Raw genomic sequence first — 24265 nt, forward strand, 5'->3', positions numbered from 1 at the left:
TTGCTGCGGCGTCGCGCGCCTTGACGGCGTGGCGTTGCGCCTGAGAACAGGAGCCCATGCGGCAGACTACGAGCGTTCGCGCCCGAGCCCTGGTCGCCGCCGCGACGCCCGCGCCGCCATGGCGAGACCGAGCGTCGCGAGGACGACGGTTTCCAGGGGGCCGCCGAGCCCGGTCTGGCGCGCCGCGACAGCGCACCCGCTGGACGGCGGCGGCTCGCCGGCCGGAAGCTCGGGCGAGCCTGCCGCGAGTGCGCTCGTCACGCGCGCGTCCGAGCCGCCGGCCGTCCTCCTCGACAGGGCGGTGCGCGCGCCGCGCGCGCTCGTGAATGCCTCGCCGGCGCCGCTGGCGCCGCCGCCTTCGCCCTCGCCGCTCGACCCGTCGTCGACCTCGAACAGCGTGTTCCCCATCACCACGTACCAGGCGCCCTCGAACCAGCGTGCGTGTCCTAGACGCGAGCCTATCTCGCGCGGAGCGGCGCCCGGGGCGCCCAGGTAGCGTTTCGGCGGGTTGAGGAACATCACCTCGCCGGTGTCGCTGACGCCGTCGTGGCCCAGGCGCGCAGGCGGATCGTCGAGCTGGCTGGGGGTACTGAAGAAGCTGAGCTGGTGCTGCGCGCCGCTCGGGGTTCTCAGCCAGACCTGCTCCGAGCCGCGCGGGCCCTGGAGAAACGCGATATAGCCCGCGTGGAGCTGGTAGGCGCCCGTCTGGGCGCCCTCGGGGCGAGCGACAGGGGCGACACCGAGCGGCGCCTGCCCGGACGGGGTTGCGAGGATGGTTTTATGCTGACCGGAATTGAGGATCCTCGTGAACACCACATTGCGCCCGTCCGTCACGGGGCGCGTGATCTCCTCCGCGCTCGTTGCCAGCAGCGTGCTCGTTCCATTTCTGCGCGTGTAGAGTGACGAGCGGCCCTCCACATAGGCGAGGAGCCCGTCCTCGGCGACATCCAGCTTGGAGCGGTCCAGCGCGGCGCCGAGCGCGAGCTCGTCGGTGCCCGACGCAAGATCGCGCAGGTACGTGCCGCTCCCCGAGTACGCCATGTAATCGCCGCTCACGAAAGCGAGACGGCCGTGCTCCGCCAGCTTCAGCAGGGCGCCGTCGCGCCACTCGTACACGGTGCCCGCGCCACCCCCGCCGAGCCCCACCGGCACCTCGATCACGGCGCCGGCGCCGGTGAGAAACCCTCGCATGGTTTCGTTGAACTGGGACGGATAGGGCAACGGCACCTTGAGGATCCGCGTGATGACCCGTGTCGCTCGATCGAGCGAGAAGAACTCCAGTCGTGCGTTGACGAACAGGATCCTCGATCCATCGAAATCGAGGATCTGGCCGGGCATCTCCTCGATCGCCGTGAGCAGCGGGCTTGTCTCGACGTGGATCGTGGAGCCCGCGACGGTCATGCTGCTGAAGGTGTCGATGACATTGAATTCCAGCCCGAAGCGACGGCCGCTGAGCGCGCTGAGGTCGACGACGGTGTCGAGCGCCGCCGTGCCCCGCGCGAGTTCGACCGAGGTCGGCGGGGTCGTCGTATCGCGGAAGACGGCGAGGACCCGGATGGTGCAGTCCTCCGGGTGGTCGTCGACGCAGGTCGCGGCGAGCCGGAGCGCCGGATGGGCGACCGACTCGTGCCTCGGCGCCAGGATCTGGACGGTAGGCGGTTGGTCCTTGAGCACGGTGCGCTGCGCGGACACGCTGGTGCCCGTGACGTCGGTCGCCGTGACGGTCAGGATGTGCTCGCCGTACGGCAGCCCGAACATCGAGATGCCCGCCCTGTAGGTGGTGCCTCCGGTGTTCGTGAGGATCACGGAGCCCGCGCCGAGCTGCGCCGTGACACGCGCGATCTGGAGCGTGGAGCTCACCTGGACCTGGACGCTGACGCTCCCGTCGATCCATGCGCGCTGTCCGGGATACACGAATGTCACATCGATGGCCGCCCAGGCCGCGCGCGCAGGCAGCATGGCGAGCGCGCAGACCAGCGACATCAAGAGAACACGGATGGTTCGCATGCTTCTCCTCACCTCTCGCACCTCACCGGTGCGTACCTTCGGATCAGGAAAATTCTCCGCTTATCGGCGGTACGGCGGGTCGGGCGCGATGAAGGCGCCCGGCGCCGCCGCCGGGGCGCTCAGGGGCTCATCGTGGCGACGAAGACCTCGGTGCCGGCCGCCGCCGCCGCTCGTCGGCGGGTTGAAGGTAGCGACGTAGGCGTCGGTAGACCCTCCAGAGGGAATCGGACCGGTTCCGAAGTCCACGGGGCCGAACGCGCGGCCGGTGAGGGCGACCGTGCCGGTCGAGGACAGGCAGATATCCTCCACGTCGGCATCGAAGTTGATCGACCAGAGCTCCACCCCGCTCGCATCGAGCTTCGCAAGGCCGCGACCGGCGACGATGATGTCGCCGGCGGGATCGAGCACGATCCTGTCGCCGAAGCGGACCGAGCGGCCGAAGATAGGCTCGCCTGCGGCATCCAGCTTGACGAGGACGGAGCCGGCGGGGAGGGTCCCGCTGCCGAAGTCGATGGATCCATCCGTCTCGCCCGTGACGAGGATCTCGTCCTCCTCATTGATTGCCACCGCGTGCGCCGTCACGCCCTTATACAGGTCGGCCGAAGTGGACAGGAAATATTGCACCCAGAGCACATTGCCCGTCGGATCGTACTTGGAGACGATGAATCTGCTCGTATAGGGGGGGGCGGCGTTGGGGCTATCGGTCACCACCGCCACGGGGTTGCCAGCGCTGTCGAGCGCGAGGCGCGCATTGGTGTAAGATCCTGGTAGCGACTTCATCCAGAGGAGGGCCTTGGTCGCGGCGTCGATCTTCGCGAGGTAGGCGGTCTCCCACTGGAGGTGGACGACGTACATATTGCCAAGAGCATCGATGGCGATCTTCTCTACGGAGTGCACCCCCGGGAACGCATAGGGGCCGTTGCTCCAGATGTGGTTGCCGTCGGGGTCGAACTGGGCCACGAAGAAGGACGTGTCTTCGGCGGGGATGGGGCCCCCGCCCAGATCGGGGCCCGGGGCCCAAGGCGCGCCCGTGTACGTGCCGGTGAGGAGGACGTTGCCGTTCTCGTCGACGGTCACGGCACCTCCGCGCTCGTCGCGCTCGGTCCCGAAGCGCTGGCTCCAGAGCGTCGTGCCCGAGGGATCGAGCTTGAGAAAGAAGACGTCTGACTGTCCAGCGCTGGTCAGCGGGCCGGTACCGAAGTCGATGGTCCCGCTGAAGGAGCCCGAGACGTAGTAATTGCCGTAGGCGTCGCTCGCGATGGACCAGCCCTCGTCGGCGCCAGGGCCGCCGAAGCCTCGCGCCCACGGCGGCGGCTGAGCGCAGTGGGGCTCGCCGTCGCACCCGGCACCGCCGCCGCCGCCGCCGGTGCCGGGCGCGCCGCCGCCGCCGCCGGTGCCGGGCGCGCCTCCGTGGCCGCCGGTGCCGGGCGCACCGCCCTCACCGCCGTGGCCGCCGGTGCCGGGCGCGCCGCCGTCGCCGCCGGTGCCGGGCGCGCCTCCGTGGCCGCCGGTGCCGGGCGCACCGCCCTCACCGCCGTGGCCGCCGGTGCCGGGCGCGCCGCCGTCGCCGCCGGTGCCAGGCGCGCCGCCGTGGCCGCCGGTGCCGGGCGCGCCTCCGTGGCCGCCGGTGCCGGGCTCACCGCCGTGGCCGCCGGTGCCAGGCGCGCCGCCGTGGCCGCCGGTGCCGGGCTCACCGCCGTGGCCGCCGGTGCCAGGCGCGCCGCCGTGGCCGCCGGTGCCAGGCGCGCCGCCGTCACCGCCGGTGCCAGGCGCGCCGCCGTCACCGCTCGAGCCTCCTGCACCCTCCGCGACGCCGCCGCTGCCGCCTGTGCCATCTGCGCCGCCGTTATCCCCGCCGCGCCCGATGGGCTCGCACGCGGTGAGGCCGGCAAGGGCCGCGATGGTCAGGGCGGAAGCGCCCCTTGGGCGACCCCTGAGCCTCAAGCCACGACGTTCAATGGTTTCGGACATGTCGGCTTCGTTGCTCGACAGGAGCGCCGCGTTCATCCGGCCTCCACGAAAAGTGGTTCGCCCTCTCCCCCTGGCTCTTCAACCACGCGCCTTGCTACGCTGCGGTATCGTCCTGGCGGCGCTCGACGCAGGCCGGTAATGGGGTTTGAGCAGGCCAGAGGGGTTGCCATGGCGGATTCCAGTACAGTTGTTCTCGATGAGGCGATCTCGTCCGATGCCCTGCTGCTATCCAACCTCATCGAGCTGTACATTCACGATCTCAGCGACGTGTTCCCCGGCATAGAGTTGATGGCGGACGGGCGCTTCGGCTACGACAAGCTCCCTCTCTACTGGTCCGAGCGGGACCGCCGGTTCGCCTTCGTCCTTCGATGTGGCGGGCGCGTCGCGGGGTTCGTCCTGGCGACGCGGGGCTCACCGGCGGCGGCTGACCCGGATGTCCTCGATATCGCCGAGTTCTTCGTCCTGCGGCGATACCGCCGCTCCGGCGTGGGCCGCCGGGCGGCCGTCCTCCTCTGGCAGCGCATTCCGGGCAAGTGGACCGTGCGCGTCTCCGAGGGCAACGCAGGGGCCCTCGCGTTCTGGCGCGGCGTCGTCGCGGAGTTCACGAACGGCGCTGCGACGGAGTCGACGCGCCCTGGCCAGCCGCATGCCTGGCGGGTGTTCTCCTTCGAGAGCGTGCCCGAGCGCGTCGCCCTCTGACGCCGGTGTGGGCGGAGAGCGCGGGCCCGCGCGCTGGGCTATCTTCAGGGGACATGACCGCCGGCGACAAAGGCACGCCCAGAGGCCCCTCTCTGCGGATCGTCTGCGTGAACGACGTCTACTCGCTCGAGAACCTCCCTCGCCTCGCGAGCCTCGTGAGGCATCACGCCGCCGGGCCGGCGGATCGCTTCATCGCGGTGATGGCCGGCGACTTCCTCGCGCCGAGCCTGCTCTCGAGCCTCGATCACGGCAGGGGCATGGTCGACTGCATGAACGCGGTGCCGATCACGCACACCATCTTCGGCAACCACGAGGCCGACGTCGAGCTCCCGGAGCTCAGGGCGCGGGTGCGGGAGTTCCGGGGCACGTGGCTCAACACCAACATGCCCTCGTTCGCGCCGGCGCTGCCCACGCACGAGATCCTCGCCGTCTCGAGCCCCGGCGGGCGGACGGTCCGGGTCGGCCTCCTCGGCCTGCTCGTCCACGTGCAGGGCCTGTACCGGCGGGGCGCGTTCGGGGGGATCCCCATCGAGCCGGTCAACGAGACGGCCGTTCTCTGGACCCGCCGGCTCGTCCGCGAGGAGGGCTGCGCCTGCGTGATCCCGATAACGCACCAGAGCCGCGGCGAGGACCTCGCGCTCGCGCGGATGCAGCGCGACCCCCGCTTTCCCGTGATCCTCGGCGGCCACGAGCACGAGGTGCTCCTCGACGACGTCGACGGCTCTTGGGTCGTCAAGGCCGGCACCGACGCGGCGAGCGCGGCCGTCATCGATCTCGCGTGGCCTGCCGAGGCGCCGCCCGCCGGCGTGCCTGACCTGCCCGCGGTCACCGTCCGCATCGAGGACGTCGGCGGTTATCCCGAGGATCCGGCGATGCGCGCGCGCGTGGACCGCCACATGCAGCTCGTGCGCGACCTCGACGCGGCCACCCTCCTCCGGCTCCCGCCGGGGAGCGCGCTGTCGTCCGTCGGGGCGCGGACGCGGCAGACCTCGCTCGGGGCGCTCCTCTGCTCGCGGTTCCGGGACGCGCTCCAGGCGGACGGGTGCCTGTTCAACGGCGGCGGCATCCGCGGCGATCGCGCGTACCGGGAGCGCTTCACCTACGGGGATCTCAAGGCCGAGGTGCCCTTCAGCAACGAGCTGGTGGTGGTCCGCATGCCCGGCCGCGTCGTCCGCGAGGCCGTCGCCGCGTCGCGGTCGCGCGCCCCCGCCCAGCACGCCGGCTATCTCCAGATCGACGATCGCATGGCGATCGACGAGCGAGGCGTCCTGACCGCGATCGGCGGCCTCCCGCTGGTCGACGACCGCGCGTACCGGATCGTCCTCCCGCGCGCGCTCCTCGGCGGCATGGATGACGTCGCTCCGCTGGTCCGCTTCGCAGAGGAGCACCCCGAGGAGGTGCCGCCGGCGGACAGCGGCCGCGAGCCGAAGCTCGTCCTGGCCGAGTCGTTCGCCGTGGAGCTCTGGCGCCAGCTCGGCACCTTCGAGGCGATCGACGCCGACCGCGACGGCCGCATCTCGGCCGACGAGCTGAGGGCCGCTGTCTCCAGGGCGACCTCCGAGACGCCGTCCGAGGTGGTCGTCGGCGAGATGCTGAAGGCGCTCGACAGCGACGGGGACCGGTTCGTGACGCGCAGCGAATCCGGCGCGCTCGCGCCCGCGCCGGCCGCGGGGTCGCCCGGTCGATCCGACCCGTGAGGGCTCTCCTCGCAGAGGCGCCGCGGGTCCCGCCGCCGAACCGCTCGAAATTGTTCTCGTTAGACGCCTCTGGACGGAGGATCGAATTCGTCGAGCATTGTAGCGCTCTCCTGGCCCATCGCGGGATGTCCGTACGCGGCCGGAGCGCATCGTATGCCGATGCGCTCCGAGCGCTCCAGACCCGACTCCGACCCGGACCGCCAACACTGCCACGCGGGAGATGGGTGGCACCCGTCTCGCGGTGTACGTGCCTCCAGCAAGAGATGGGTGGCGCCCATCTCCCGGCGCGCCCGCGCTCGACGTCGTCTCGATGGAACAGCCGACGGGGCGCGTTGCTAGCTCAGGCCGCGCCGCGACGACGTGCGCCCGCGCGCCCTCACGCTCACTCGAAGTCGCAGAGCAGCGCTTCGTAGAACGCGTCGCTCATGAGGTAGTCTGCCCACCACGGCTCGACCGCCGTCGCGCCCCGGCGCTGCTGGAAGAGCACGAGATCGTCCAGCTCGCCGTCGTACCAGCCCCACAGGAAGCGGGCCCGCAGCACGTCCACGTTTCGCCTGCGGAGCTCGGCCACGGCGTCCTCGACCGACTCGTCGTCGAACTCGTCGACCAGCGCCTCCGCCTCGTCGATGATCTCGCCGAGGTAGGCGAGCCCCTTCTTGGTGAGCTCGAACCGCGCCTTGCGGCGGTTGACCTCGACGAGGTCCGCGTTCACGAGCTCCTGCAGGACGTCCTCCAGCGGGCTCAGCTCGGACGGCAGCACGAGGGGCATCTCCATGCCTCCGTCGGCGGGCTTCAGGTCCATCTTCTTCAGCACGTAGATGCCGGCATAAACCAGCTTCTGCTCGCGCGACACGACCGGCTGTCTGCGTCTATCGAACATCGTCTCACTCCGCGCTGTGCCAGGCCTCCGCCTCGAGGCGGATGTGCCGGCGACCGTCTTCGTCGGTGTCGAGCCACGCGTCGACGTCGCCGTCGGCGTAGTACACGGGGGTGAGCCCCGCCGCCTTCGGCCGACGGATGCGCGCGGCGTGGGGGTTGCACATGGCGAGCACGATGGCGTGCTCGCCGGAGAGCGCGGCCGGCAGCCAGCGCTCGAGGAACGCCGACAGGAGCACGGTCACCGAGTAGTCCTTCGCGACCTCCTCGACGAAGAACTCGAGCTCCACGTCATCGGGCAGCACCTCCGGCTCGTCCGCGGCGTGCACCGCCACGACGAGCGCGCCCGTCACCCGGAGCGGCTCGCGATCCGCGCGGCCGTCGAGCCAGAGCTCGGCCACCCGGCACCAGCCGAACTGCGTGGACTCCACGTCCGGCTGGTCGCGGTGCTGTTCGAGGTTCAGCAGCTCCAGCGCGGGACGGCCGCGGAACGGGAGCTCCGAGATGCTTCGCAGGGGCTGCATCGCGGCGGGCGGTGCGCTCTTCGGCAGGCGGCGCGGCTACGCGACGAGGCGCTCGGGCCTGCGGCCGCGCTCGCCGCGGCGGACGCCGAAGCGCGAGCCAGCGCCGGACTTGCCGCTCCCGAAGCGGCTGCCGCCCGCGTTGTTGTAGCGCCGCCCGGTCTGCGACGACTTGCTGCTGTCGACGCCGGACGAGTTCGAGGCGCGGTACGAGTCGCGCTGCGATCGGAGATCGGACGCGCGGTTGGGCGGCGTGGTGTACGGCTGCGTGTAGACCGGCACGTAGTTCGGGCGAAACGCCGACGAGAGCATCGAGCCGAGGATCATGCCGGACGCGATGCCCATCAACGGCGAGTGGTAGTAGCCGTAGGCGCCGTAACCGGACGTCTGGATCTGTGCGGTGCCTTCGCCGGAGACGTCACGGCGGATCGTGAACACCTTCTCGGGGTCCTGCACGCCGCCGTCGCCGTTCTTGTCGAAGAACCCGGTGACGACCTGCGTCTTGGCGTCCAGGTCCTGCACGGCCACGCTGATGACCTCGCTCCCCTGGTAGATCTCGTTGACGCGCCGCTCGAAGTCCTCGGGCCCCTCGGCGGTCTTGTACGCCTCGTTGATCTTGTCGAAGTCGAGGTCGACGTTCGTGTTCTCGGTGGTCGCCCACCGCTCGCCGGAGCGCTCGCTGGTGCCGCTCTTACCGCAACCGGAGGCCGCCACGGCGAAGGCCGTCAAAACCACGACAGGCAGGATGGTCTTCGTTTGCATTTAGGGGGATCTTTCTGGCGCCGTCGGGGGATTCCGTCAAGCCGTCGCCGAAGCCGGCGAGCCGCCAGGCCTCGGAGATCCGCGTTGCGGGGCCCGGACGGCCGGCGAGCCCGAAGACGCCGCCCGTCGCGCGGAGCCAGCGACGTAGGGCAGAACACAAAAACGGCCTCCGGCAGTCAAGTCAAGAAATTTCGTCCGCATCGATCGCGGTGGACATCCGAATTTTCTCAATTTCTACGACGAACCCGCCCATCCCGCTAAAATCCGTGTAATTACGAGTTCTTATGACAGTCCGACATGGGCACACCTGAAGCCGTCGGCCGAAATTACGCTGCGGACGGAATGTGCACCTTCTTCCCGGCGCGCTTCGCGTCGATGATGTGAGCCGTGTTGACGAGCCCGATGTGAGAGAACGCCTGCGGGAAATTGCCGAGCTGGCGACCCAGCTCAGGGCTGTACTCCTCGGCGAGCAGGCCGACGTCATTGCGGAGCGAAACCAGCCGAGCGAGGAGCGCCTCCGCGTCGTCCAGGCGACCGACCATCGCGTAGTTGTCGGCGAGCCAGAAGCTGCAGATCAGGAACGTCCCTTCGTGGCCCCGCAGTCCATCCACCCCCGTCTCGGTCGCGTAGCGCAGGACGAGACCCTCCCGGGTGAGGCCCTTCTCGATCGCTGCGACGGTGGACAGCATGCGCGGATCGTCGGCGGCCAGAAAGCCCATGTGCGGTATCAGGAGCACGCTGGCGTCGAGGGCGTCCGAGCCGTACGATTGCGTGAACGCGCCGATGCGCGCGTTGAATCCGCGCGTGAGCAGGTCGCTGCGGATCTCCTCGCGCAACGCGCGCCAGCGCTGGGTCCGCTTCCCCAGTCGATGCTGTCCGCCTACTCCGAACTCCTCGATCATGCGCACGGCGCGATCCACGGCCACCCAGGCCATCAGCTTCGAATGCGTGAAGTGTAGCTGTTTTGCCCCGCGGATCTCCCAGATGCCTTCGTCCGGCCGCTGCCAGGCCTTCTCGACGAAGTCGACGATCTCCACGATGGGGTCCCAGGTGTGCGGCAGATCCGGCAGCCCCTGCACGTGGGCATCATAAAGCGTGTTGAGCACCTCGCCGTAGACGTCGAGCTGAAACTGATCGTATGCGCCATTGCCGATCCGCACTGGCTTGGATTCCTCGTATCCCGGGAGCCACGGCAGCTCGATCTCGGTGAGCCGGTGCTCGCCGGCCACGCCGTACATGATCTGCAGCTGCGCAGGAGCGCCGGCCACCGCGCGCATGAGCCAGTCGCGCCACGCCTCGGCTTCCTCCAGGTACCCGCCGCGCATCAGCGCGTCGAGCGTGAGGGTGGAGTCCCGCAACCAGCAGTAGCGATAGTCCCAGTTGCGAACGCCGCCGAGATCCTCCGGCAAGGAGGTCGTCGGCGCCGCCACGATTCCGCCCGTGGGCGCATAGGTGAGCGCCTTCAGCGTGAGGAGCGACCGCACCACGGCGTCACGAAAGCGGCCCTGGTAGGGACAGCGGCTCGCCCACGCTCGCCAGTGATGCTCCGCTCGCGCGAGCTCCCGCTCCGCGTCGACGGGGTGGTCGGGGGCGTGCTCGTGCGACGGGAAGAAGGTGAGGGTGAACGGCAGGCGCTGCCCCGCGCGGACGATGAAGCTCGTCTCCAGTCGTGCGGCGTCCCAGTCGAGGTCGAGCGGCGCAGGGCTGCGGAACACGAGCGCAGCCGGTCCGGACGTGAGCGTGGCCCGGCCTCCATCGCACTGGATCCAGGGGATCAAGCGGCCATAGCCGAACCGCGCGATCAGATCGGAGTGCATCGGGACATGGCCCTCGATCCCCTCGACGATCCGGATGACGTCGTGCGCGGCGACAGCCTGGATCGCTTCGTCGACCTGGGCGGCATCGTGCGCGACGACCCCCGGAGGCATGAAATCGATCAACCGCGCCCGTCCGCTGTCACAGATGAACTCGGTCTCGAGGACCAGCGTGTCCGGCCGGTACCGTCGCTCCACGGCTCGTATCCTCGTCGCTGGCCGGAGCGCCCAGTACCCGTGGTCGTCATGGCCGAGCAGCCTCGCGAAACACGCGTCCGAGTCGATGCGCGGAAGGCACAGCCAGTCGAGCGAGCCGTTACGCGAGATCAAACCGACCGTCGTCGTGTCACCGATGAGACCATAATGTTCGATCGGAGTTGGCATGGCCAAACCATGCGCGCCGATGCCCGGCCCGCAAGCCTGGAGGCGAGCAGGGCACGCCCCTTGCTTCGCCGAAGCCGCGAAGGCGAGACTGGTAACCCGGAACCACGGAGCCATCATGCGGCAAGCAAGGGAGCTCATCGAGGCCCTCGTGATGGGGCGGTACGACGCCCGTTTGCGAGGCACGCGCAAGGTATGTGCTTTGCAGTTCACCGACGACGAGCGCGTCGCGGTGGAGGTCAACGATGGGTCGTTCGGCATCGCGCCCGAGGGCGCGCGCGAGGATTGTCAGCTCTCCTGCTCGCTCGACGACTTCTCGCGCATCGCTCGCGGCGAACAGAACCTGATCACCGCGATCATGCAGGGTCGCGTCGCAGCGCGAGGAGACCTGGCCATCGCGCAGATGTTCCAGAGCGTCTTCTGCCCGGGCGACGGACAGGCCGCCGAAGAGACGCCCCGGGGGACGAGCGAGCTCCCGAAGCGACGCGGGGGCTGATTATCGTCGGAGGGAGACATGGAACGTCAAGTGAGCATCCTGGACGGCGGAACGTTCGTCGTCAGCGACCTGCGCGGCAACATCGAACATTCCGTCAACCGCCCGCTCGGCCTCTTTCACCTCGATACGCGCTTTCTCTCCGAATGGATCTTGACGATCGACGGCGTCGTGCCGGCCGCGCTGTCCACCGACGACGTGCAGTACTTCCAGGCCCAGTTCTTCCTCGTCCCGAGGCCTGCGGCGATGTACGTCCAATCGACCCTGTCGGTCGTCCGGACCCGGTTTGCGGGCGACGGGTTCCACGAGGACCTCCTGCTCATGAACCACGACAAGTCCCCTGTCGATCTCGACGTCCGCATCCGAGCCGCCGCCGATTTCGCCGACCTGTTCGAGGTCAAGGACATGCTCGAGAAGAAAGGCGAGCACTATCACCGCATCGAGGACAACCGGCTCGTGCTCGGATACCGGCGCGAGCGCTTCGTGCGCGAGACATGGATCTCCGCATCGCAGCCCGCGCGGATCGAGCTGGGCGGCCTCGCCTTCCGGGTGCACATCGAGCCGCACGGCACCTGGAGCACCTGCCTCGACGTCCTGGCGGCGATCGACGGGCTGGAGGAGCAGCACAGCCGGGTGAAGTACGCCCACGGCGAGAGCCATGCGCGCCCGAACATCGGCACCAGCCTCGAGAGCTGGCTCGACAGGGCACCACGACTCATCACCTCGAACGATCCCCTCGCACGCACGTACCAGCGGAGCCTCATCGACCTGGCCGCGCTGCGCTTCTTCTCGAAGCTCATGCCGGACGCCGCCATACCGGCCGCTGGCCTGCCGTGGTTCATGGCGGCGTTCGGCCGCGACAGCGTCATCACGAGCCTGCAAGCGTTGCCGTTCGTCCCCGAGCTCTCGCGCTCCACGCTCCGCTACCTCGCGCGCCGCCAGGGCACCCGCCGGGACGACTTCCGGGACGAGGAGCCGGGGAAGATCCTCCACGAGGTCCGGTGGGGCGAGCTGACCGCCTTCGAAGAGCGGCCGCACTCGCCCTATTTCGGCGCTGCCGACTCGACGCCGCTCTTCCTGATCCTGCTCGACGAGTACGAGCGTTGGACCGGCGACGCGGAGCTCGTCCTGTCGATGGAGCACGCCGCGCGCGCGGCGCTTCAATGGATCGACGAATGGGGGGATCGGGATGGCGACGGGTACGTCGAGTACGACACGCGCAACCCCGCGACTGGCCTGGAGAACCAGTGCTGGAAGGACTCATGGGACTCCATCGTGTTTCACGACGGATCGCTCGCGCCGCGGCCTCTCGCGTGCTGTGAGATCCAGGGGTACGTCTACGACGCGAAGGTGCGGAGCGCCCGGCTCGCGCGCGAGGTCTGGCGGGACCCCGAGCTCGCGGCACGCCTGGAGCGAGAGGCGGAGGAGCTGAAACGTCGATTCAACCAGGACTTCTGGCTCGACGATCGCGGGTTCTTCGCGCTCGCCCTGGATGGCCAGAAGCGCAGGGTCGATTCCCTGACCTCGAACATCGGCCACTTGCTCTGGAGCGGCATCGTCGAGGAATCCAGGGCCGAACGGGTGGTCGAGCACCTCCTCGGCCCCCGCCTGTTCAGCGGTTGGGGTGTGCGTACCATGGCCGACGACGAAGGCGGGTACAACCCCATCGGCTATCACGTGGGTACGGTCTGGCCGCACGACAACTCGTTGATCGCGCTCGGGCTCCAGCGCTACGGCTTCAGCGTGGAGGCCGGGCGTGTCGCGACGGGCAACCTGGCGGCGGCTTCCTTCTTCCATTACCGCTTGCCCGAGGCGTTCGCCGGGTATCCGCGAGAGCTCACGAAGTTTCCGGTCGAGTATCCTACTGCGTGCAGCCCCCAGGCGTGGGCCGCCGGGGCTCCCCTGCTCTTTCTCCGCGTCTTGCTCGGGCTGGAGCCTATGGGCAACCGCCTGGTCGTCGATCCGGCGGTTCCTGCCGAGCTCGGGGAGATTCGACTCCTCGACATCCCTGGGCGCTGGGGCAGGAGCGACGCCTTCGGCCGCGCGCGTCCGGAGCCGGGCGCTCACAATCGAATTTGACCACGAGTCTCATCGATCATCAAAAGGCATCCGCCATGCCCGCTTTCGCCGACGACGTCGGCGACCTCACGCGGCTTTCAGGTTCACGGGCGACATCGGCTCCTGCCCGGAGAGAACGCGAACGACCTCGTTCGCCGCGAACCGCCGGACGAACTCGAGCGCCTCCTCGGAGTAGTAGGCCGCGTGGGGCGACAGGACGACATTATCGAGCGAGAAGAGCGGGCTCGCCGGCGTCCAGTCGCGCCGCTTCGCCGGCTCCTCGGCGATGTCGTCGAGCCCGGCGCCTGCGATCCACCCCTCCCGGAGCGCCCTGTGCAGAGCGTCGTCGTCGATGATGGGCCCGCGGGCGGTGTTCACGAGGATGGCTGTCGGCTTCATGCGCCGGAGCTCGCGCTCCCCGAGGAGACCACGCGTCTCGGACGTGAGCGGCGCCTGGACGACGACGTAGTCGGAGCTCTCCAGGAGCTCGTCGAAGGACACGGGGATAGCGCCGGCGGCGCGGATCTCGTCCGGGTCGAGAAAGGGGTCGTGAGCCGTCACGCGCACGCCGAAGCTCGCCATCCGCGCGCCGATACCCCGGGCGATCGCGCCGAACGACAGGAGGCCCAGGGTCGCCCCCCGCATCCGGTGGATGGGCCGGCCATCTTGCCAGGACCAGGATCCACCGCGCGTGGCGCGATCGTAAGCGGGCAGCTTGCGGGCGAGCGTGAGCAGGAGCGCCACGGCGTGGTCGGCGACCTCGTCGGCGCACCAATCGTTCGGCGCATTGGTCACGCGGATCCCGCGCTTCGTCGCCGCCGCGACGTCGACGGTGTCGACGCCGGTGCCGTACCGAGCGATGACCCGGCAGCGCTGGAGCCCCGAGATGGCTCGCTCCTTGACCTCTGCGTACTGCGTGAGCACGCCGACCGCGTCGCGCGCGGCGGCCACGACGTCCTCCTCGGTCTTGCATTGCGCGGCGACCACCTCCAGGCCGGCCGGTTCCATGATGGAGCGCTCGATATCGATATCGCCGAAATCGTGGTCCAGCACGACGACCGGCCCCGTCTGTTTCATGCTCATGGTTCTCACCTCAGCTCCCCGAGCCGTTCAGTGCGAGTGGCGAGGCAGCCCGCGAAGCTGAACGAGGTGCTGGTACCGGATGGCCGGCTCGAAGCACGCGCCGGTCGACAGCGGGCCGACCGAGCTCCGGTAGAGCTCCTGCCATGGAGTCTGGTCCTCGCAGTGCGACGGCGTGATGGACTTGCGGCGCTGCTCGATCTCGTCGTCGGAGAGCAGCACGTCCACGCGGCGACGGCGCAGATCGATCTGGATGCGATCCCCGGTCCGGAGCAGCGCGAGGCCGCCTCCCGTCGCGGACTCGGGCGACGCGTTCAGGATCGAGGGGCTGTCCGACGTACCGCTCTGGCGGCCGTCGCCGAGCGTCGGCAGCGACGTCACCCCGCGCCGGACCAGCGCGTCGGGCGGCTGCTGGTTCACGACCTCCGCGGAGCCCGGATAACCAACCGGCCCCGTGCCGCGCATGACGAGGATGCAGCTCTCGTCGATTCCGAGCGACGGGTCGTTGATGCGCGCGTGGTAATCCTCCGGCCCGTCGAAGACGACGGCCCGCGCCGTGAAGACGTCGGGGTGCTCGGGGTCCGACAGGTAGCGGTTGCGAAAGGCCTCGCAGATCACGCTCGTCTTCATGACGGCCGAGTCGAAGAGGTTCCCGCTCATGACGAGCAAGCCTGCCGCGGGGAGCAGGGGCTCTTCGTACGGTCGGATCACGTCGCGGTCGGTGGCGGCGGCGTTCGCCACGTTCTCCCCCACCGTGCGTCCGGAGACCGTGAGGGCATCCGCGTGGAGGCGGCCCGCGCGGAGCAGCTCGTTCATGACGGCGGGCGCGCCTCCCGCGCGATGGAAGTCCTCGCCCAGGACGCGCCCGGCGGGCTGGCAATCGACGAGCAAGGGCACGTCTTGCCCCACCCTCTGCCAATCGTCGTTGGTCAAGTCGACCCCGATATGGCGCGCGATGGCATTCATATGGATCGGACAGTTGGTCGACGCGCCGATCGCAGAGGCGACGGCGATGGCGTTCTCGAACGCCGCCTTGGTCATGATCGCGCTCGGCTTCAGGTCCTCGTGGACCATCTCCACGATCCGGCGTCCGGTCGCATACGCCATCTGCGCCCGCTCCCGGTGCGGCGCCGGGATCGCCGCGCATCCGGGCAACGACATCCCGACGGCCTCGGCGAGGACGTTCATCGACAGGGCCGTCCCCATGGTGTTGCAGTGTCCCGCGCTGGGCGCGGCCGCGGCGACCATGCCCATGAACTCCGCGTAATCGATCGCGCCGGCCGCCAGCAGCCTGCGCGCCTCCCAGATCACGAGCCCCGAGCCGGCGAGCTTCCCCTGGTAGTATCCGTTCAACATCGGCCCGCCCGAGAGCACGATCGCGGGCAGGTCGACCGTCGCTGCCGCCATCAGGCAGGACGGCGTCGTCTTGTCGCAGCCCGTCGTGAGCACCACGCCGTCGATCGGGTATCCGAAGAGCACCTCCACCAGCCCGAGGTACGCGAGGTTCCTGTCGAGGGCTGCGGTGGGCCTCTTGCCTGTCTCCTGGAGGGGGTGCGCCGGAAATTCCAGCGGGATCCCGCCGGCGTCGCGCACGCCCTCCTTGACCCGGACGGCCAGGCTCACATGGTGTCGGTTGCATGGCACGAGATCGCTCCCCGTCTGGGCGATCCCGATGATGGGGCGGCCGGCCTGGAGCTCTCCCAGGGTCAGCCCGAAGTTCAGGTAGCGCTCGACGTACAGCGCCGTCATCTCCGGATTGGTCTCGTCGTCCCACCACGCCTGGCTTCGCAGCTTTCGCCTCTGGCTCATCGCTCGTTCACTTTCTGCGATCCTGTGGCGCCGCGGCCCGCCCGGGAGCCGGGAGCCCTTCGTCGCGCGTCGCCGTGCCGGCCTCTGCGATCCGGATCACCGTCTTCACGCCGCCCCCTGGCTCTCGCAGCAAGGCCGGCACCTCGTCGAGCGCTACACGTCGCGTGATCACGCGTCGCACGGCGTCTGGAAACAGCATCAGGAACCGCTCGAGCATGCGAACGGCTTGCTCGTAGGACTCGCGGTCAGCGTTCACGGTCCCGAGCATCACCTGGTTCTGCAGGACGAGATCGCGCATCAAACCGGCTGCGTCGAAGCCGATCGCGGGCCTCGGGGCGGGGACGCCCGTGAGGATGAACACGCCGTTGGGCGCCAGCGCGGCAACGGTCTGGAACGCGAATTCGGGCACGCCGACCGCTTCGATGATCACATCGAACCGCCCGGCGCGGCGCACGAGCCCGTGGACGTCGGTGGAGGCGCTCGACACGTAGTCGGCGCCGATGCTGCGCACGAGCTGCGCCCGGTCGTCGTCATCCGGCTCCCTCGAGAAGACGACCGTTCGAGCTCCCCTCGCAACCAGGCCCATCGCCGTGAGCACGCCGATCGGTCCAGCGCCGAGGACCAGGCCCCGCGCCCGGCCATGATCCCATGGCAGGCGCGTCAGGATGGCGTCGAGCTGGGCGAACGCTTTGGCCGTGATGCTCAGCGGCTCGACGAGGGCGCCGAGCTCGCCGACCGCCGGTGGGACGGGAACGAGGTAGCATTCCTCCTCGACGACGAGCTCGGTCATGAAGCCGCCCGCCCCGCAGATACCGCGCTCGATGAACTCGCCCGTCGTGCAAAAGTCCTGACGCCCGGCGCGACAGGCAGGACACTCGACGCGGTGGCAGGGCCGGCGCACGGTCGGCACCACGAGATCTCCGGGACGAACGCGCTCCACGCCCTCACCCGTTCGCACGGCTTCCGCAACTGCCTCGTGTCCCAGCACGAGCCGGTCCGTCCCTGGAGGCGCGGATCCGTAGGCGAATCCCGCGATCTCTCGGTCCGTTCCGCACACGCCGACTTCGAGCATGCGAAGCAGCACGTGCCCGCGCGCCAGCGGCAGGGCATCGGGTCCGTCTTCCTCCACGAGACGCACCACCCTCTCGGCCATGAAGGCAGCAACTGATCTCACGCGTTCCCCTCCCCTGCGAGCATTTGCCCGCGCGCCGCCGCGCGATTGGCTCCATGGGTCGCCCGTACGAACGCGGCAAGCCCCCTCTGGGCAGACGGGTCCGCGACTCCCGGGCGACCGAGCGAATCGGCGACTCGGTCGCTCCGTGCGCGCTCAGCCGCGCCGAGCCGCTCGGCATCGAGACGCGGTCGCTGCTCCTCGCCGCGACCGAGCGCGACGGTCCGAGCTTCGCGTCCCGCGACGAGCACGCGGCCGCGGTTCGGTCTCTCTCCCGGGTTGGAGGCGGACAGTCGGCCGGCTACATTCCGAAAGGATATCGGGTCAGGTTGACTGTGCCGCTTTCGCGGACCAGCTGCAGGGCTTTCCCGTACTGGAGGAGGATGCCCAGCGCGTAGTGGAGCCGCTCGCGGATGCGCCCGTCGTCGGGCGATTGCGGCTCCGCCGGGTCGTTGAGGAGGTCGCGGACGTGGCGCACGATCACGTGGTCCGGGATGTAGCAGAGGTACGTGTTCTTGTAGCTGCTCATGCGCAGCTCGGCGATCGGGTAGGAGCCGCCCAGGCTCGCCGAGACCGCGACGATGAGCGCGGGCTTGTGCGCGAGCTCGCCCTTGGAGCAGAGGAGGAAGAAGTTCTTCAGCGCCGCGGGGACCATGCCGCTCCACTCCGGCGTCACGATCACGAAGGCGTCGGACGCGGTGAGCTCGGCGGAGATGGGGGACCAGAGGCGCTCCCATTTCTCCGAGGGCTGCCATGCCTCCGGGTCCCAGAGCGGCAGCGGGTTGTCGGCGAGATCGAGCACGTAGGTGGAGGAGACCTCCGCCGCCGACGTCAGCTGCTGCTGCACGTAGCGGGCGACCTTCCCCGATTCGGAACCATTGCGGTGACTACCTGAGATGACAGCGAGCTTCATGGGGCGTTGCATGCGGCGGGCGAGGGATCGCGCGGCGCTCCTGGCTATCGGTGGATTGAGGCGCGGGATGCTACCCCGGCCTCGCGCGTCGCGTCGAGTCGAGGATTCCGTCGGCGCGCGAGCTTTCGCCCCGCCGCCGCGCGCCGTCCACCGAGCGGCGGCGGTCGCGCTGGCCGGAGGGCGCCTCCGTGAAGGTGAGAAGATGGGAAGATCATTGAGCTTTCCCCCGCCTCCCCGCTCCCTGCGCGGCGCCGATCACCGCTGTCGAGAGGCGCTGTATCGAGCGGAAGTGGACGCGCGCGCAGGCGAGAGGCGACTCCGACCCACGGGGAGCCGCCGCCGCGCCGGCGCTGCCGAGGCGGACCGCGCCGGCTCGTTTCGGCAGCTGTCAGCGGCGCGCCGTTTGGTCTACGATGGCCGCGAAGCGCGCCGGACCGCCGGCACGCCGTTCGGCGGTCCGGCGGGGCGTCGCCGGGGGAGGGCGGGTGACAGCGACTCGAGATGAGCGGAAAGGCGCAGAGAATCCATCGATGTCCGGGGCAGGGAGCTCCGGCGAAGGCGGACCTCGACGCGAGCTCGACCGGGCTTCCGCGGAGCTGTTGGGCGAGCGCGACCTTCACCGCACGCTCGAGCTCGCGGGCGTGGCCGTCGCCACCGGGGAGCCGCCGACGGCGAGGATCCTCGCCGTCAGCCCGGAGTTTTGCGCGCTGACGGGCTACTCCGAGGCGGAGCTCCTCGAGCGCACCTTCGTCGACCTCACGCACCCCGATGATCGCTCGCGGGATCTCGCCATCTACCGCCGGGCGGTCGGCGGCGCGGATCGCGAGTGGCGCAGCGAGAAGCGGTTCGTCCGGAAGGACGGCGGCGTCCGGTGGGTCGTGGTTCGCGGCGTGGTGTTCAGGGACGAGCGCGGCAACGCGGTGCGCGCGGTCGGCGTGATCGACGACATCACCGAGCGCAAGCAGGCGGAGGAAGCGCTGCGCCGCAGCGAGGAGCGCTTCCGCGCGGCCCAGGAGCTCTCGCTCGACGCGTTCTTCGTGCTGCGCGCGGCGCGCGACGAGGGGGGCCGGGTCGCCGACTTCGTGTTCGAGTTCGCGAACCCGGCCGCCGGCCGGCTCCTCCGCAGGCCCGTGGAGGCGTTCGTCGGCCGGCGGCTCCTCGACGTGCTGCCCGACCAGCGGACGGAGCTGTTCCCGCTCTACGTGCGGGTGGTCGAGACCGGCGAGCCGCACGACATCGAGGTCGGGTACACGGCCGACGGGCACCGCATGTGGGTCCGCAACATGGCCGTGAAGGTCGGCGACGGCGTGGCGGTCTCCTGCAACGACATCAGCGCGCGCAAGCAGGCCGAGCAGGCGCTCCTGGACGCCGACCGCCGCAAGGACGAGTTCCTCGCGATGCTGGCGCACGAGCTCCGGAACCCGCTCTCGGCCATCCAGTTCGCGCTCCGCGTCTCGCAGATGCCCTCGGTGCCCGAGGCGCGGCGGGCGTGGGCGCAGGCGGTCATGCAGCGGCAGCTGGGCCAGCTCGGCCGCATCGTCGACGATCTGCTCGACGTCTCGCGGATCACCCGCGGCAAGATCACGCTGAAGCAGGAGCCGCTCGATCTCGGCCATGTCGTTTACCAGGCGGTGGCGGCGGTCGCGCCGCTGATCGACGCCTCCAAGCACGAGCTCACGCTCGACGTGGGGCCGCGGCCGCTCTCGGTGTTCGGCGACACCGCGCGCCTGGAGCAGGTGATCGTCAACCTGCTCACGAACGCCGCGAAATACACCCGCGAGGGCGGGCGGATCTGGCTCGCCGCGCGCCCGGAGGGGGCGGAGGTCGTCGTCCGGGTGAAGGACACGGGCTACGGCATTCCGGAGGAGATGCTGCCGCGCGTGTTCGACCTGTTCGAGCAGGCGCACCCGACGCTCGAGCGCGCGCGCGGTGGGCTCGGCATCGGGCTCACGCTGGTGAGGCGGCTCGTCGAGATGCACAGCGGCTCGGTGTCGGCCGCGAGCGAGGGCGAGGGCCGCGGCAGCGAGTTCACGGTGCGCCTGCCCGCCGCGGAGCCGCTGGGCGAGCCCGTGGGGGCGCTCGGGCCGGCCGCGAGCGCGCTCGCCCGCCGGATCCTCGTCGTGGACGACAACCGCGACCATGCGCTCGCCCTCGCCCTCCTCCTGGAGCAGGCGGGCCACGTGACCGCGCTGGCCCACGACGGTCCTGAAGCGCTGGAGGCGGCGCGCCGCTTCGCGCCCGAGGTGGTCCTGCTCGACATCGGCCTGCCGAAGATGGACGGCTACGAGGTCGCCCGGAGGATGCGGGGCGAGGCGGGCGCCGGGGCCCTGAGGATCGTCGCGTTCACGGGGTACGGGCAGCAGGACGATCTGCGCAGATCCAGGGAGGCCGGGTGCGATGCCCACCTGATCAAGCCGATCGCTCCCGAGGTGCTGTTCGCGCACATCGCGGGCGGCCAGCGATAGCGGGCCGCGGCGGGGTCGAGCGCGGCCGGGCGCCTCGCTACACGGTGCGCTGCCGCGGGGTCTCCTCGGCCTAGGGAGCGGCGCTCGCGCCCCCGGCGAGGGGCGACGTCTCCAGGTGCGCCAGGAGGTCGGCCGGGCCGTCGTACACGGCGATGGCTCCCGCGAGCGCGCTGTCGATCCAGCCGCCCGAGCGGAAGCCGATCGTGCGCAAGCCGGCCCGCGCTGCCGCCTCGACGTCGTAGGGCGTGTCGCCGATCATCACGACCTCCCCGGGCGGCAGCCTCAGGTCGTCGAGCGCCGCCTGCACGATGTCGGGATCCGGCTTGGATTGCTCGGCGTCGCTCGACGACGTGGCGCTCTCGATGACCCCGTCGGCGCCGGTGAGCTTGAGGAGCTCGCGGAGCTTCTCCTCCTGGGCCGAGCTCGCGATGACGATCCTGATGCCGCGGCGGTGGAGCTCCTCGAGCAGCTCCTTCGTGCCGGGGAAGGCCCGGAGCTCGGGCAGGAGCTGCTTCATGAAGATCTCCGAGCAGCGCCCGCTGATCCTCCTCCCTTCCGGGCTGTCGCTGGAGATCCCCGTCACCTTGGGGAGGAGCTTGTCGCCGCCCATCCCGATGAGCCGCCGCACCTCCTCGAAATGGACCTTGTGCCCGAACTCCTCCAGCGCATCGATCCAGGCGCGCGCATGCGCGTCGTTGCTGTCGACCAGGGTGCCGTCGACATCGAAAATTACGCCGCGAATGGATGCCATGACCCGGGACCTCTCCTGTTCGCGGCGTGACGGCGGCCGGGTTCCCGGACAGCGCTGCCAGGGGGCCGCTGGACTCCGGGCGGGCATCGAGCAATGCACATGCCGGGCGCGGCGGCGCGGCGCGGGCGCGCGCCGCTCACGTCGCCGCCGTGGCGACCTGGCAGGCTTGTGGCAGATCGCCCCGCGGCAGGCCGGCGGTCGCCGCGGGGACGCGATTGGGAAGCAGCGGTGCGAGCACGGAGCGGGGCGCGGGCGAGGGGAGTCGAGAGCCGGTTTCAGCGTCGACAGGCGCGACGGGATCTGATGGAAGTAGACGAGTTCGTAAGAGGGGCAGCGGGGGAGCTCACGTGCTGCTGTGCTGGTCCGGTGGAGAGCGCAATGGCGGATTGGGATCCTGCTCAGTACCTGAAGTTCGAGGACCAGAGGGCGCGTCCGGCGGTCGACCTGCTCGGCAGGGTCGACGTCGACGTGCCGGGCGAGATCGTCGATCTCGGCTGCGGGGCGGGCAACATCACCCGTCTCCTGGCGCAGCGCTTTCCGGACCGGGGGATCGTCGGGGTCGACAGCTCGCCGGAGATGCTGGCGAAGGCGCGCGCCGCGCTGCCGGGGGCGCGGTTCATCGAGGGCGATATCGCGCGCTTCGTGCCGCTCGCGCCGCCGGCGCTGATCTTCAGCAACGCCGCGCTCCACTGGCTGGATGACCACCCGGCGCTGTTTCCAGCGCTCCTCGGGCGGCTCGCGCGCGGCGGCGTGCTGGCGGTGCAGATGCCGAGGAACCACGGCGCGCCGTCGCACACGGCGATGGTGGAGGTGAGCAGGGGGCCGCGCTTCCGCGACAAGCTGGCGCCGGTGGTGCGGGAGAGCCCGGTCGCGGCGCCTGCGGCGTATTACAGCGTGCTGGCGCCGCACGCGGCGCGGGTCGACCTCTGGGAGACGGAGTACCTGCATGTCCTCGAGGGCGAGAGCCCGGTCGTCGAGTGGACCCTGGGGACGGCGCTGCGGCCGCTGCTCACGGTGCTCGATGAGGACGAACGGGCCGAGTTCCTGGAGGCGTACGGGAGGCGCCTGGCTGCGGCTTATCCGAAGGCCGCGGACGGGAAGACGCCATTTCCGTTCCGGAGGTTGTTCCTCGTCGCCAGGGCGAGGTGAGCGCCGGATTGCGCTGGTGCGGCGCGGGCGCTGCGATGGATCAGCGCGTGTACTCGATGGCGCCGACGCCCTCGGCCTGGGGGAGCACGGTCACGAGCGCCTGCGCCCCGAAGGAGCTCGACGAGAGGGAGGAGCGGACGACGACGAGCCATGTCTTGTCGCTCCTGCGCGCGACGAGGATGGCGCACCGTTCGCCCTGAGGCGTGCCCGCGCGCGCGTCGGCCTCCGCTACGACGCGCGCCTCGGAGGCGGCGCAGCCGTGGACGTCGAACTTGCGGTGCGACAGCGCGGTGAGCGCGACGCTCGCCGCCTTCGTGGCGCTCTCGTCCGCCGCCGGAGCGGCCGGGGCCGGCGCCGGGGCGCATCCGGAGGAGAGCGCTGCGAGGAGGGGGACCCATCGGGCGATCGTGCGTGTCACGGGCGATGTCGTATCGCGGCGGCGGCTCCGGGGGAAGCCCTGGTCGCGAGGGGGCCGGTCGGCGTCGCGCGAGATCTCTGGAGGGGAGCGCCAGGGCATTGCGGCCGCCGGCCTGCGGCCGCGGCGGAAGCGCGCGCTGGGCCGGTGCGCGCGAGACCGGACAGGCTTTTACGTGGTCGAGCCGTGATTCGTTTCACTCATTCGCATTTACGGGAACCAGGGTTGGAAGCCCTGCGCGCAGCTTGCCCATCTCCATAGCTCGCAGTAGCGTGCCGCCCATGCCGACGCTCGAGCACAACGGTCTCGTCGACATGTTCCGCGAGAAACCGTCGCTTGCGCCTCACTTCCTCGAGATCCTCTTCCATCTGGATCTCCCACCGTACACAACGGTTGCGGTGGTCGAGGGCTCGCTGGATCAGCTCGTTCCGGTCGAGTTTCGCGCCGACCTGGTGCTCGAGCTCCGCGATGGCAGCGGGGCGGTGGTGCTCTCCATCGTCCTCGAGGTTCAGCGCGACATCGATCGGCGCAAGGGCTACTCGTGGCCCGTCTACGTTGCGGTCGTGCGGGCGCAGAAGGAGTGCCAGGCCATCGTCCTGGTCGTAGCACCCGACGCCGAGGTGGCCGCCTGGGCCGCGCAGAAGATCGATCTGGGCCTGGGGCTTGGAACGGTCCAGCCGCTGGTGCTGGGGCCGGCGATCGTTCCTGAGGTGACGGATCAGGACGAGGCGGAAAAGGAGACGGAACTCGCCATCCTCTCGGCTGCGGCGCACGGCAACGGAGCGAACGGGCTCGCCGTGGTTCAGGCTGCGCTCGGCGCGCTCGGACGGTTCGACCACGAGCACGCGGCGGTGTACTTCCAGATCGTCTACAATGCGTTGCGTGAGCCCATGCGGAGGGCCCTGGAGGCGCTGATCATGGAACGGCAGACAGAAGGCAAGGCAACTTTCCCCCCGTTCGCCCAGCAGCTCATCGAGCGCGGCCGGATCGAGGGCATCCGCGAGGGCATCCGCGAGGGCAAGCTCGAGGGCATCCGCGAGGGGGAGCTCAACGGGAAGCGCGACACCTTGCTCAGGCTGGTCGCTCGTGCAGGCATTGCGCTCACCGACGACGACCGCGCGCGCATCGAGGCTTGCACGGATCCGGCGACCTTCGATCGCTGGGTCGATAACGTCCTCGGGGCAAAGAAGGCTTCGGACGTGCTCTCCTGACGCACCGGGGAGCCTCGCGGGT

The 24265-nt window shown here is 70.1% G+C and carries 19 protein-coding genes; 7 read left to right on the forward strand and 12 right to left on the reverse strand.

Annotation, left to right across the window (positions count from 1 at the left end; genetic code table 11):
• Positions 1 to 66 precede the first annotated feature (66 nt).
• The gene (locus WMF28_RS42725; RefSeq protein WP_437599503.1) at positions 67 to 2007 is read right to left on the reverse strand and encodes a hypothetical protein; all 1941 of its coding nucleotides are present in this window, start codon (positions 2005 to 2007) and stop codon (positions 67 to 69) included.
• Positions 2008 to 2067: 60 nt separating this feature from the next.
• Complete coding sequence (locus WMF28_RS42730) at positions 2068 to 3978, reverse strand: hypothetical protein (RefSeq protein ID WP_437599504.1); 1911 nt, start codon at positions 3976 to 3978, stop codon at positions 2068 to 2070.
• Between the two features lie 168 nt (positions 3979 to 4146).
• On the opposite strand from WMF28_RS42730, the gene WMF28_RS42735 reads away from it, so the two are divergent.
• Together WMF28_RS42735 and WMF28_RS42740 are read left to right on the forward strand one after the other, a co-directional pair.
• Complete coding sequence (locus WMF28_RS42735) at positions 4147 to 4677, forward strand: GNAT family N-acetyltransferase (RefSeq protein ID WP_437599505.1); 531 nt, start codon at positions 4147 to 4149, stop codon at positions 4675 to 4677.
• A 53-nt stretch (positions 4678 to 4730) separates the two neighbouring features.
• A complete protein-coding gene (locus WMF28_RS42740) occupies positions 4731 to 6374 on the forward strand; it encodes a 5'-nucleotidase C-terminal domain-containing protein (RefSeq protein WP_437599506.1) in 1644 nt (547 codons plus the stop codon).
• A 382-nt stretch (positions 6375 to 6756) separates the two neighbouring features.
• Here the strand turns inward: WMF28_RS42740 and WMF28_RS42745 are convergent, their stop codons facing one another.
• From WMF28_RS42745 to WMF28_RS42760, 4 genes are all read right to left on the reverse strand, one after another.
• Complete coding sequence (locus WMF28_RS42745; RefSeq protein WP_437599507.1) at positions 6757 to 7254, reverse strand: hypothetical protein; 498 nt, start codon at positions 7252 to 7254, stop codon at positions 6757 to 6759.
• Between the two features lie 4 nt (positions 7255 to 7258).
• Positions 7259 to 7774 carry a hypothetical protein gene (locus WMF28_RS42750; RefSeq protein ID WP_437599508.1) on the reverse strand — a complete coding sequence of 172 codons (516 nt, stop codon included), beginning with the start codon at positions 7772 to 7774 and terminating at the stop codon, positions 7259 to 7261.
• A gap of 36 nt (positions 7775 to 7810) precedes the next feature.
• Entirely contained in the window at positions 7811 to 8533 is a 723-nt protein-coding gene (locus WMF28_RS42755; RefSeq protein ID WP_437599509.1) for a hypothetical protein, read from the reverse strand.
• A gap of 326 nt (positions 8534 to 8859) precedes the next feature.
• Positions 8860 to 10731, reverse strand: coding sequence for a glycoside hydrolase family 15 protein (locus tag WMF28_RS42760; protein WP_437599510.1), 1872 nt, complete (start codon positions 10729 to 10731; stop codon positions 8860 to 8862).
• A gap of 115 nt (positions 10732 to 10846) precedes the next feature.
• On the opposite strand from WMF28_RS42760, the gene WMF28_RS42765 reads away from it, so the two are divergent.
• Together WMF28_RS42765 and WMF28_RS42770 are read left to right on the forward strand one after the other, a co-directional pair.
• A complete protein-coding gene (locus WMF28_RS42765) occupies positions 10847 to 11224 on the forward strand; it encodes an SCP2 sterol-binding domain-containing protein (protein ID WP_437599511.1) in 378 nt (125 codons plus the stop codon).
• A gap of 18 nt (positions 11225 to 11242) precedes the next feature.
• Positions 11243 to 13300 (forward strand): amylo-alpha-1,6-glucosidase, encoded by a 2058-nt coding sequence (locus WMF28_RS42770; protein ID WP_437599512.1) that lies wholly within the window; start codon positions 11243 to 11245, stop codon positions 13298 to 13300.
• 66 nt (positions 13301 to 13366) lie between these two features.
• Here WMF28_RS42770 and WMF28_RS42775 read toward each other — a convergent pair whose 3' ends face one another.
• From WMF28_RS42775 to WMF28_RS42790, 4 genes are all read right to left on the reverse strand, one after another.
• Positions 13367 to 14362: a C-terminal binding protein gene (locus WMF28_RS42775; protein ID WP_437599513.1), complete on the reverse strand. Its 996-nt coding sequence runs from the start codon at positions 14360 to 14362 to the stop codon at positions 13367 to 13369.
• 27 nt (positions 14363 to 14389) lie between these two features.
• Complete coding sequence (locus tag WMF28_RS42780; protein WP_437599514.1) at positions 14390 to 16168, reverse strand: IlvD/Edd family dehydratase; 1779 nt, start codon at positions 16166 to 16168, stop codon at positions 14390 to 14392.
• Positions 16169 to 16175: 7 nt separating this feature from the next.
• Positions 16176 to 17321: a glucose 1-dehydrogenase gene (locus WMF28_RS42785; protein WP_437604373.1), complete on the reverse strand. Its 1146-nt coding sequence runs from the start codon at positions 17319 to 17321 to the stop codon at positions 16176 to 16178.
• A 319-nt stretch (positions 17322 to 17640) separates the two neighbouring features.
• Entirely contained in the window at positions 17641 to 18252 is a 612-nt protein-coding gene (locus WMF28_RS42790) for an NADPH-dependent FMN reductase (protein ID WP_437599515.1), read from the reverse strand.
• 530 nt (positions 18253 to 18782) lie between these two features.
• Here WMF28_RS42790 and WMF28_RS42795 point away from each other — a divergent pair.
• Complete coding sequence (locus tag WMF28_RS42795; protein WP_437599516.1) at positions 18783 to 20717, forward strand: hybrid sensor histidine kinase/response regulator; 1935 nt, start codon at positions 18783 to 18785, stop codon at positions 20715 to 20717.
• A 70-nt stretch (positions 20718 to 20787) separates the two neighbouring features.
• Here WMF28_RS42795 and WMF28_RS42800 read toward each other — a convergent pair whose 3' ends face one another.
• Positions 20788 to 21468 (reverse strand): HAD family hydrolase, encoded by a 681-nt coding sequence (locus tag WMF28_RS42800; RefSeq protein ID WP_437599517.1) that lies wholly within the window; start codon positions 21466 to 21468, stop codon positions 20788 to 20790.
• 378 nt (positions 21469 to 21846) lie between these two features.
• On the opposite strand from WMF28_RS42800, the gene tam reads away from it, so the two are divergent.
• Positions 21847 to 22617 (forward strand): trans-aconitate 2-methyltransferase, encoded by a 771-nt coding sequence (gene tam, locus WMF28_RS42805; RefSeq protein WP_437599518.1) that lies wholly within the window; start codon positions 21847 to 21849, stop codon positions 22615 to 22617.
• Between the two features lie 40 nt (positions 22618 to 22657).
• Here the strand turns inward: tam and WMF28_RS42810 are convergent, their stop codons facing one another.
• Complete coding sequence (locus tag WMF28_RS42810) at positions 22658 to 23035, reverse strand: hypothetical protein (protein ID WP_437599519.1); 378 nt, start codon at positions 23033 to 23035, stop codon at positions 22658 to 22660.
• Between the two features lie 98 nt (positions 23036 to 23133).
• Here WMF28_RS42810 and WMF28_RS42815 point away from each other — a divergent pair, with 98 nt between their 5' ends.
• A complete protein-coding gene (locus WMF28_RS42815; protein WP_437599520.1) occupies positions 23134 to 24243 on the forward strand; it encodes a hypothetical protein in 1110 nt (369 codons plus the stop codon).
• Positions 24244 to 24265 lie beyond the last annotated feature (22 nt).

It is taken from the genome of Sorangium sp. So ce590 (assembly GCF_051521365.1).
GTDB lineage: Bacteria > Myxococcota_A > Polyangia > Polyangiales > Polyangiaceae > Sorangium.

Bases quoted from the DNA above. Each gene is read 5' to 3' on its own strand.
- WMF28_RS42725 (WP_437599503.1), bottom strand. From the start codon at position 2,007: ATGCGAACCATCCGTGTTCTCTTGATGTCGCTGGTCTGCGCGCTCGCC.
- WMF28_RS42730 (WP_437599504.1), bottom strand. From the start codon at position 3,978: ATGTCCGAAACCATTGAACGTCGTGGCTTGAGGCTCAGGGGTCGCCCA.
- WMF28_RS42735 (WP_437599505.1), top strand. From the start codon at position 4,147: ATGGCGGATTCCAGTACAGTTGTTCTCGATGAGGCGATCTCGTCCGAT.
- WMF28_RS42740 (WP_437599506.1), top strand. From the start codon at position 4,731: ATGACCGCCGGCGACAAAGGCACGCCCAGAGGCCCCTCTCTGCGGATC.
- WMF28_RS42745 (WP_437599507.1), bottom strand. From the start codon at position 7,254: ATGTTCGATAGACGCAGACAGCCGGTCGTGTCGCGCGAGCAGAAGCTG.
- WMF28_RS42750 (WP_437599508.1), bottom strand. From the start codon at position 7,774: ATGCAGCCCCTGCGAAGCATCTCGGAGCTCCCGTTCCGCGGCCGTCCC.
- WMF28_RS42755 (WP_437599509.1), bottom strand. From the start codon at position 8,533: ATGCAAACGAAGACCATCCTGCCTGTCGTGGTTTTGACGGCCTTCGCC.
- WMF28_RS42760 (WP_437599510.1), bottom strand. From the start codon at position 10,731: ATGCCAACTCCGATCGAACATTATGGTCTCATCGGTGACACGACGACG.
- WMF28_RS42765 (WP_437599511.1), top strand. From the start codon at position 10,847: ATGCGGCAAGCAAGGGAGCTCATCGAGGCCCTCGTGATGGGGCGGTAC.
- WMF28_RS42770 (WP_437599512.1), top strand. From the start codon at position 11,243: ATGGAACGTCAAGTGAGCATCCTGGACGGCGGAACGTTCGTCGTCAGC.
- WMF28_RS42775 (WP_437599513.1), bottom strand. From the start codon at position 14,362: ATGAGCATGAAACAGACGGGGCCGGTCGTCGTGCTGGACCACGATTTC.
- WMF28_RS42780 (WP_437599514.1), bottom strand. From the start codon at position 16,168: ATGAGCCAGAGGCGAAAGCTGCGAAGCCAGGCGTGGTGGGACGACGAG.
- WMF28_RS42785 (WP_437604373.1), bottom strand. From the start codon at position 17,321: ATGGCCGAGAGGGTGGTGCGTCTCGTGGAGGAAGACGGACCCGATGCC.
- WMF28_RS42790 (WP_437599515.1), bottom strand. From the start codon at position 18,252: ATGAAGCTCGCTGTCATCTCAGGTAGTCACCGCAATGGTTCCGAATCG.
- WMF28_RS42795 (WP_437599516.1), top strand. From the start codon at position 18,783: ATGTCCGGGGCAGGGAGCTCCGGCGAAGGCGGACCTCGACGCGAGCTC.
- WMF28_RS42800 (WP_437599517.1), bottom strand. From the start codon at position 21,468: ATGGCATCCATTCGCGGCGTAATTTTCGATGTCGACGGCACCCTGGTC.
- tam (WP_437599518.1), top strand. From the start codon at position 21,847: ATGGCGGATTGGGATCCTGCTCAGTACCTGAAGTTCGAGGACCAGAGG.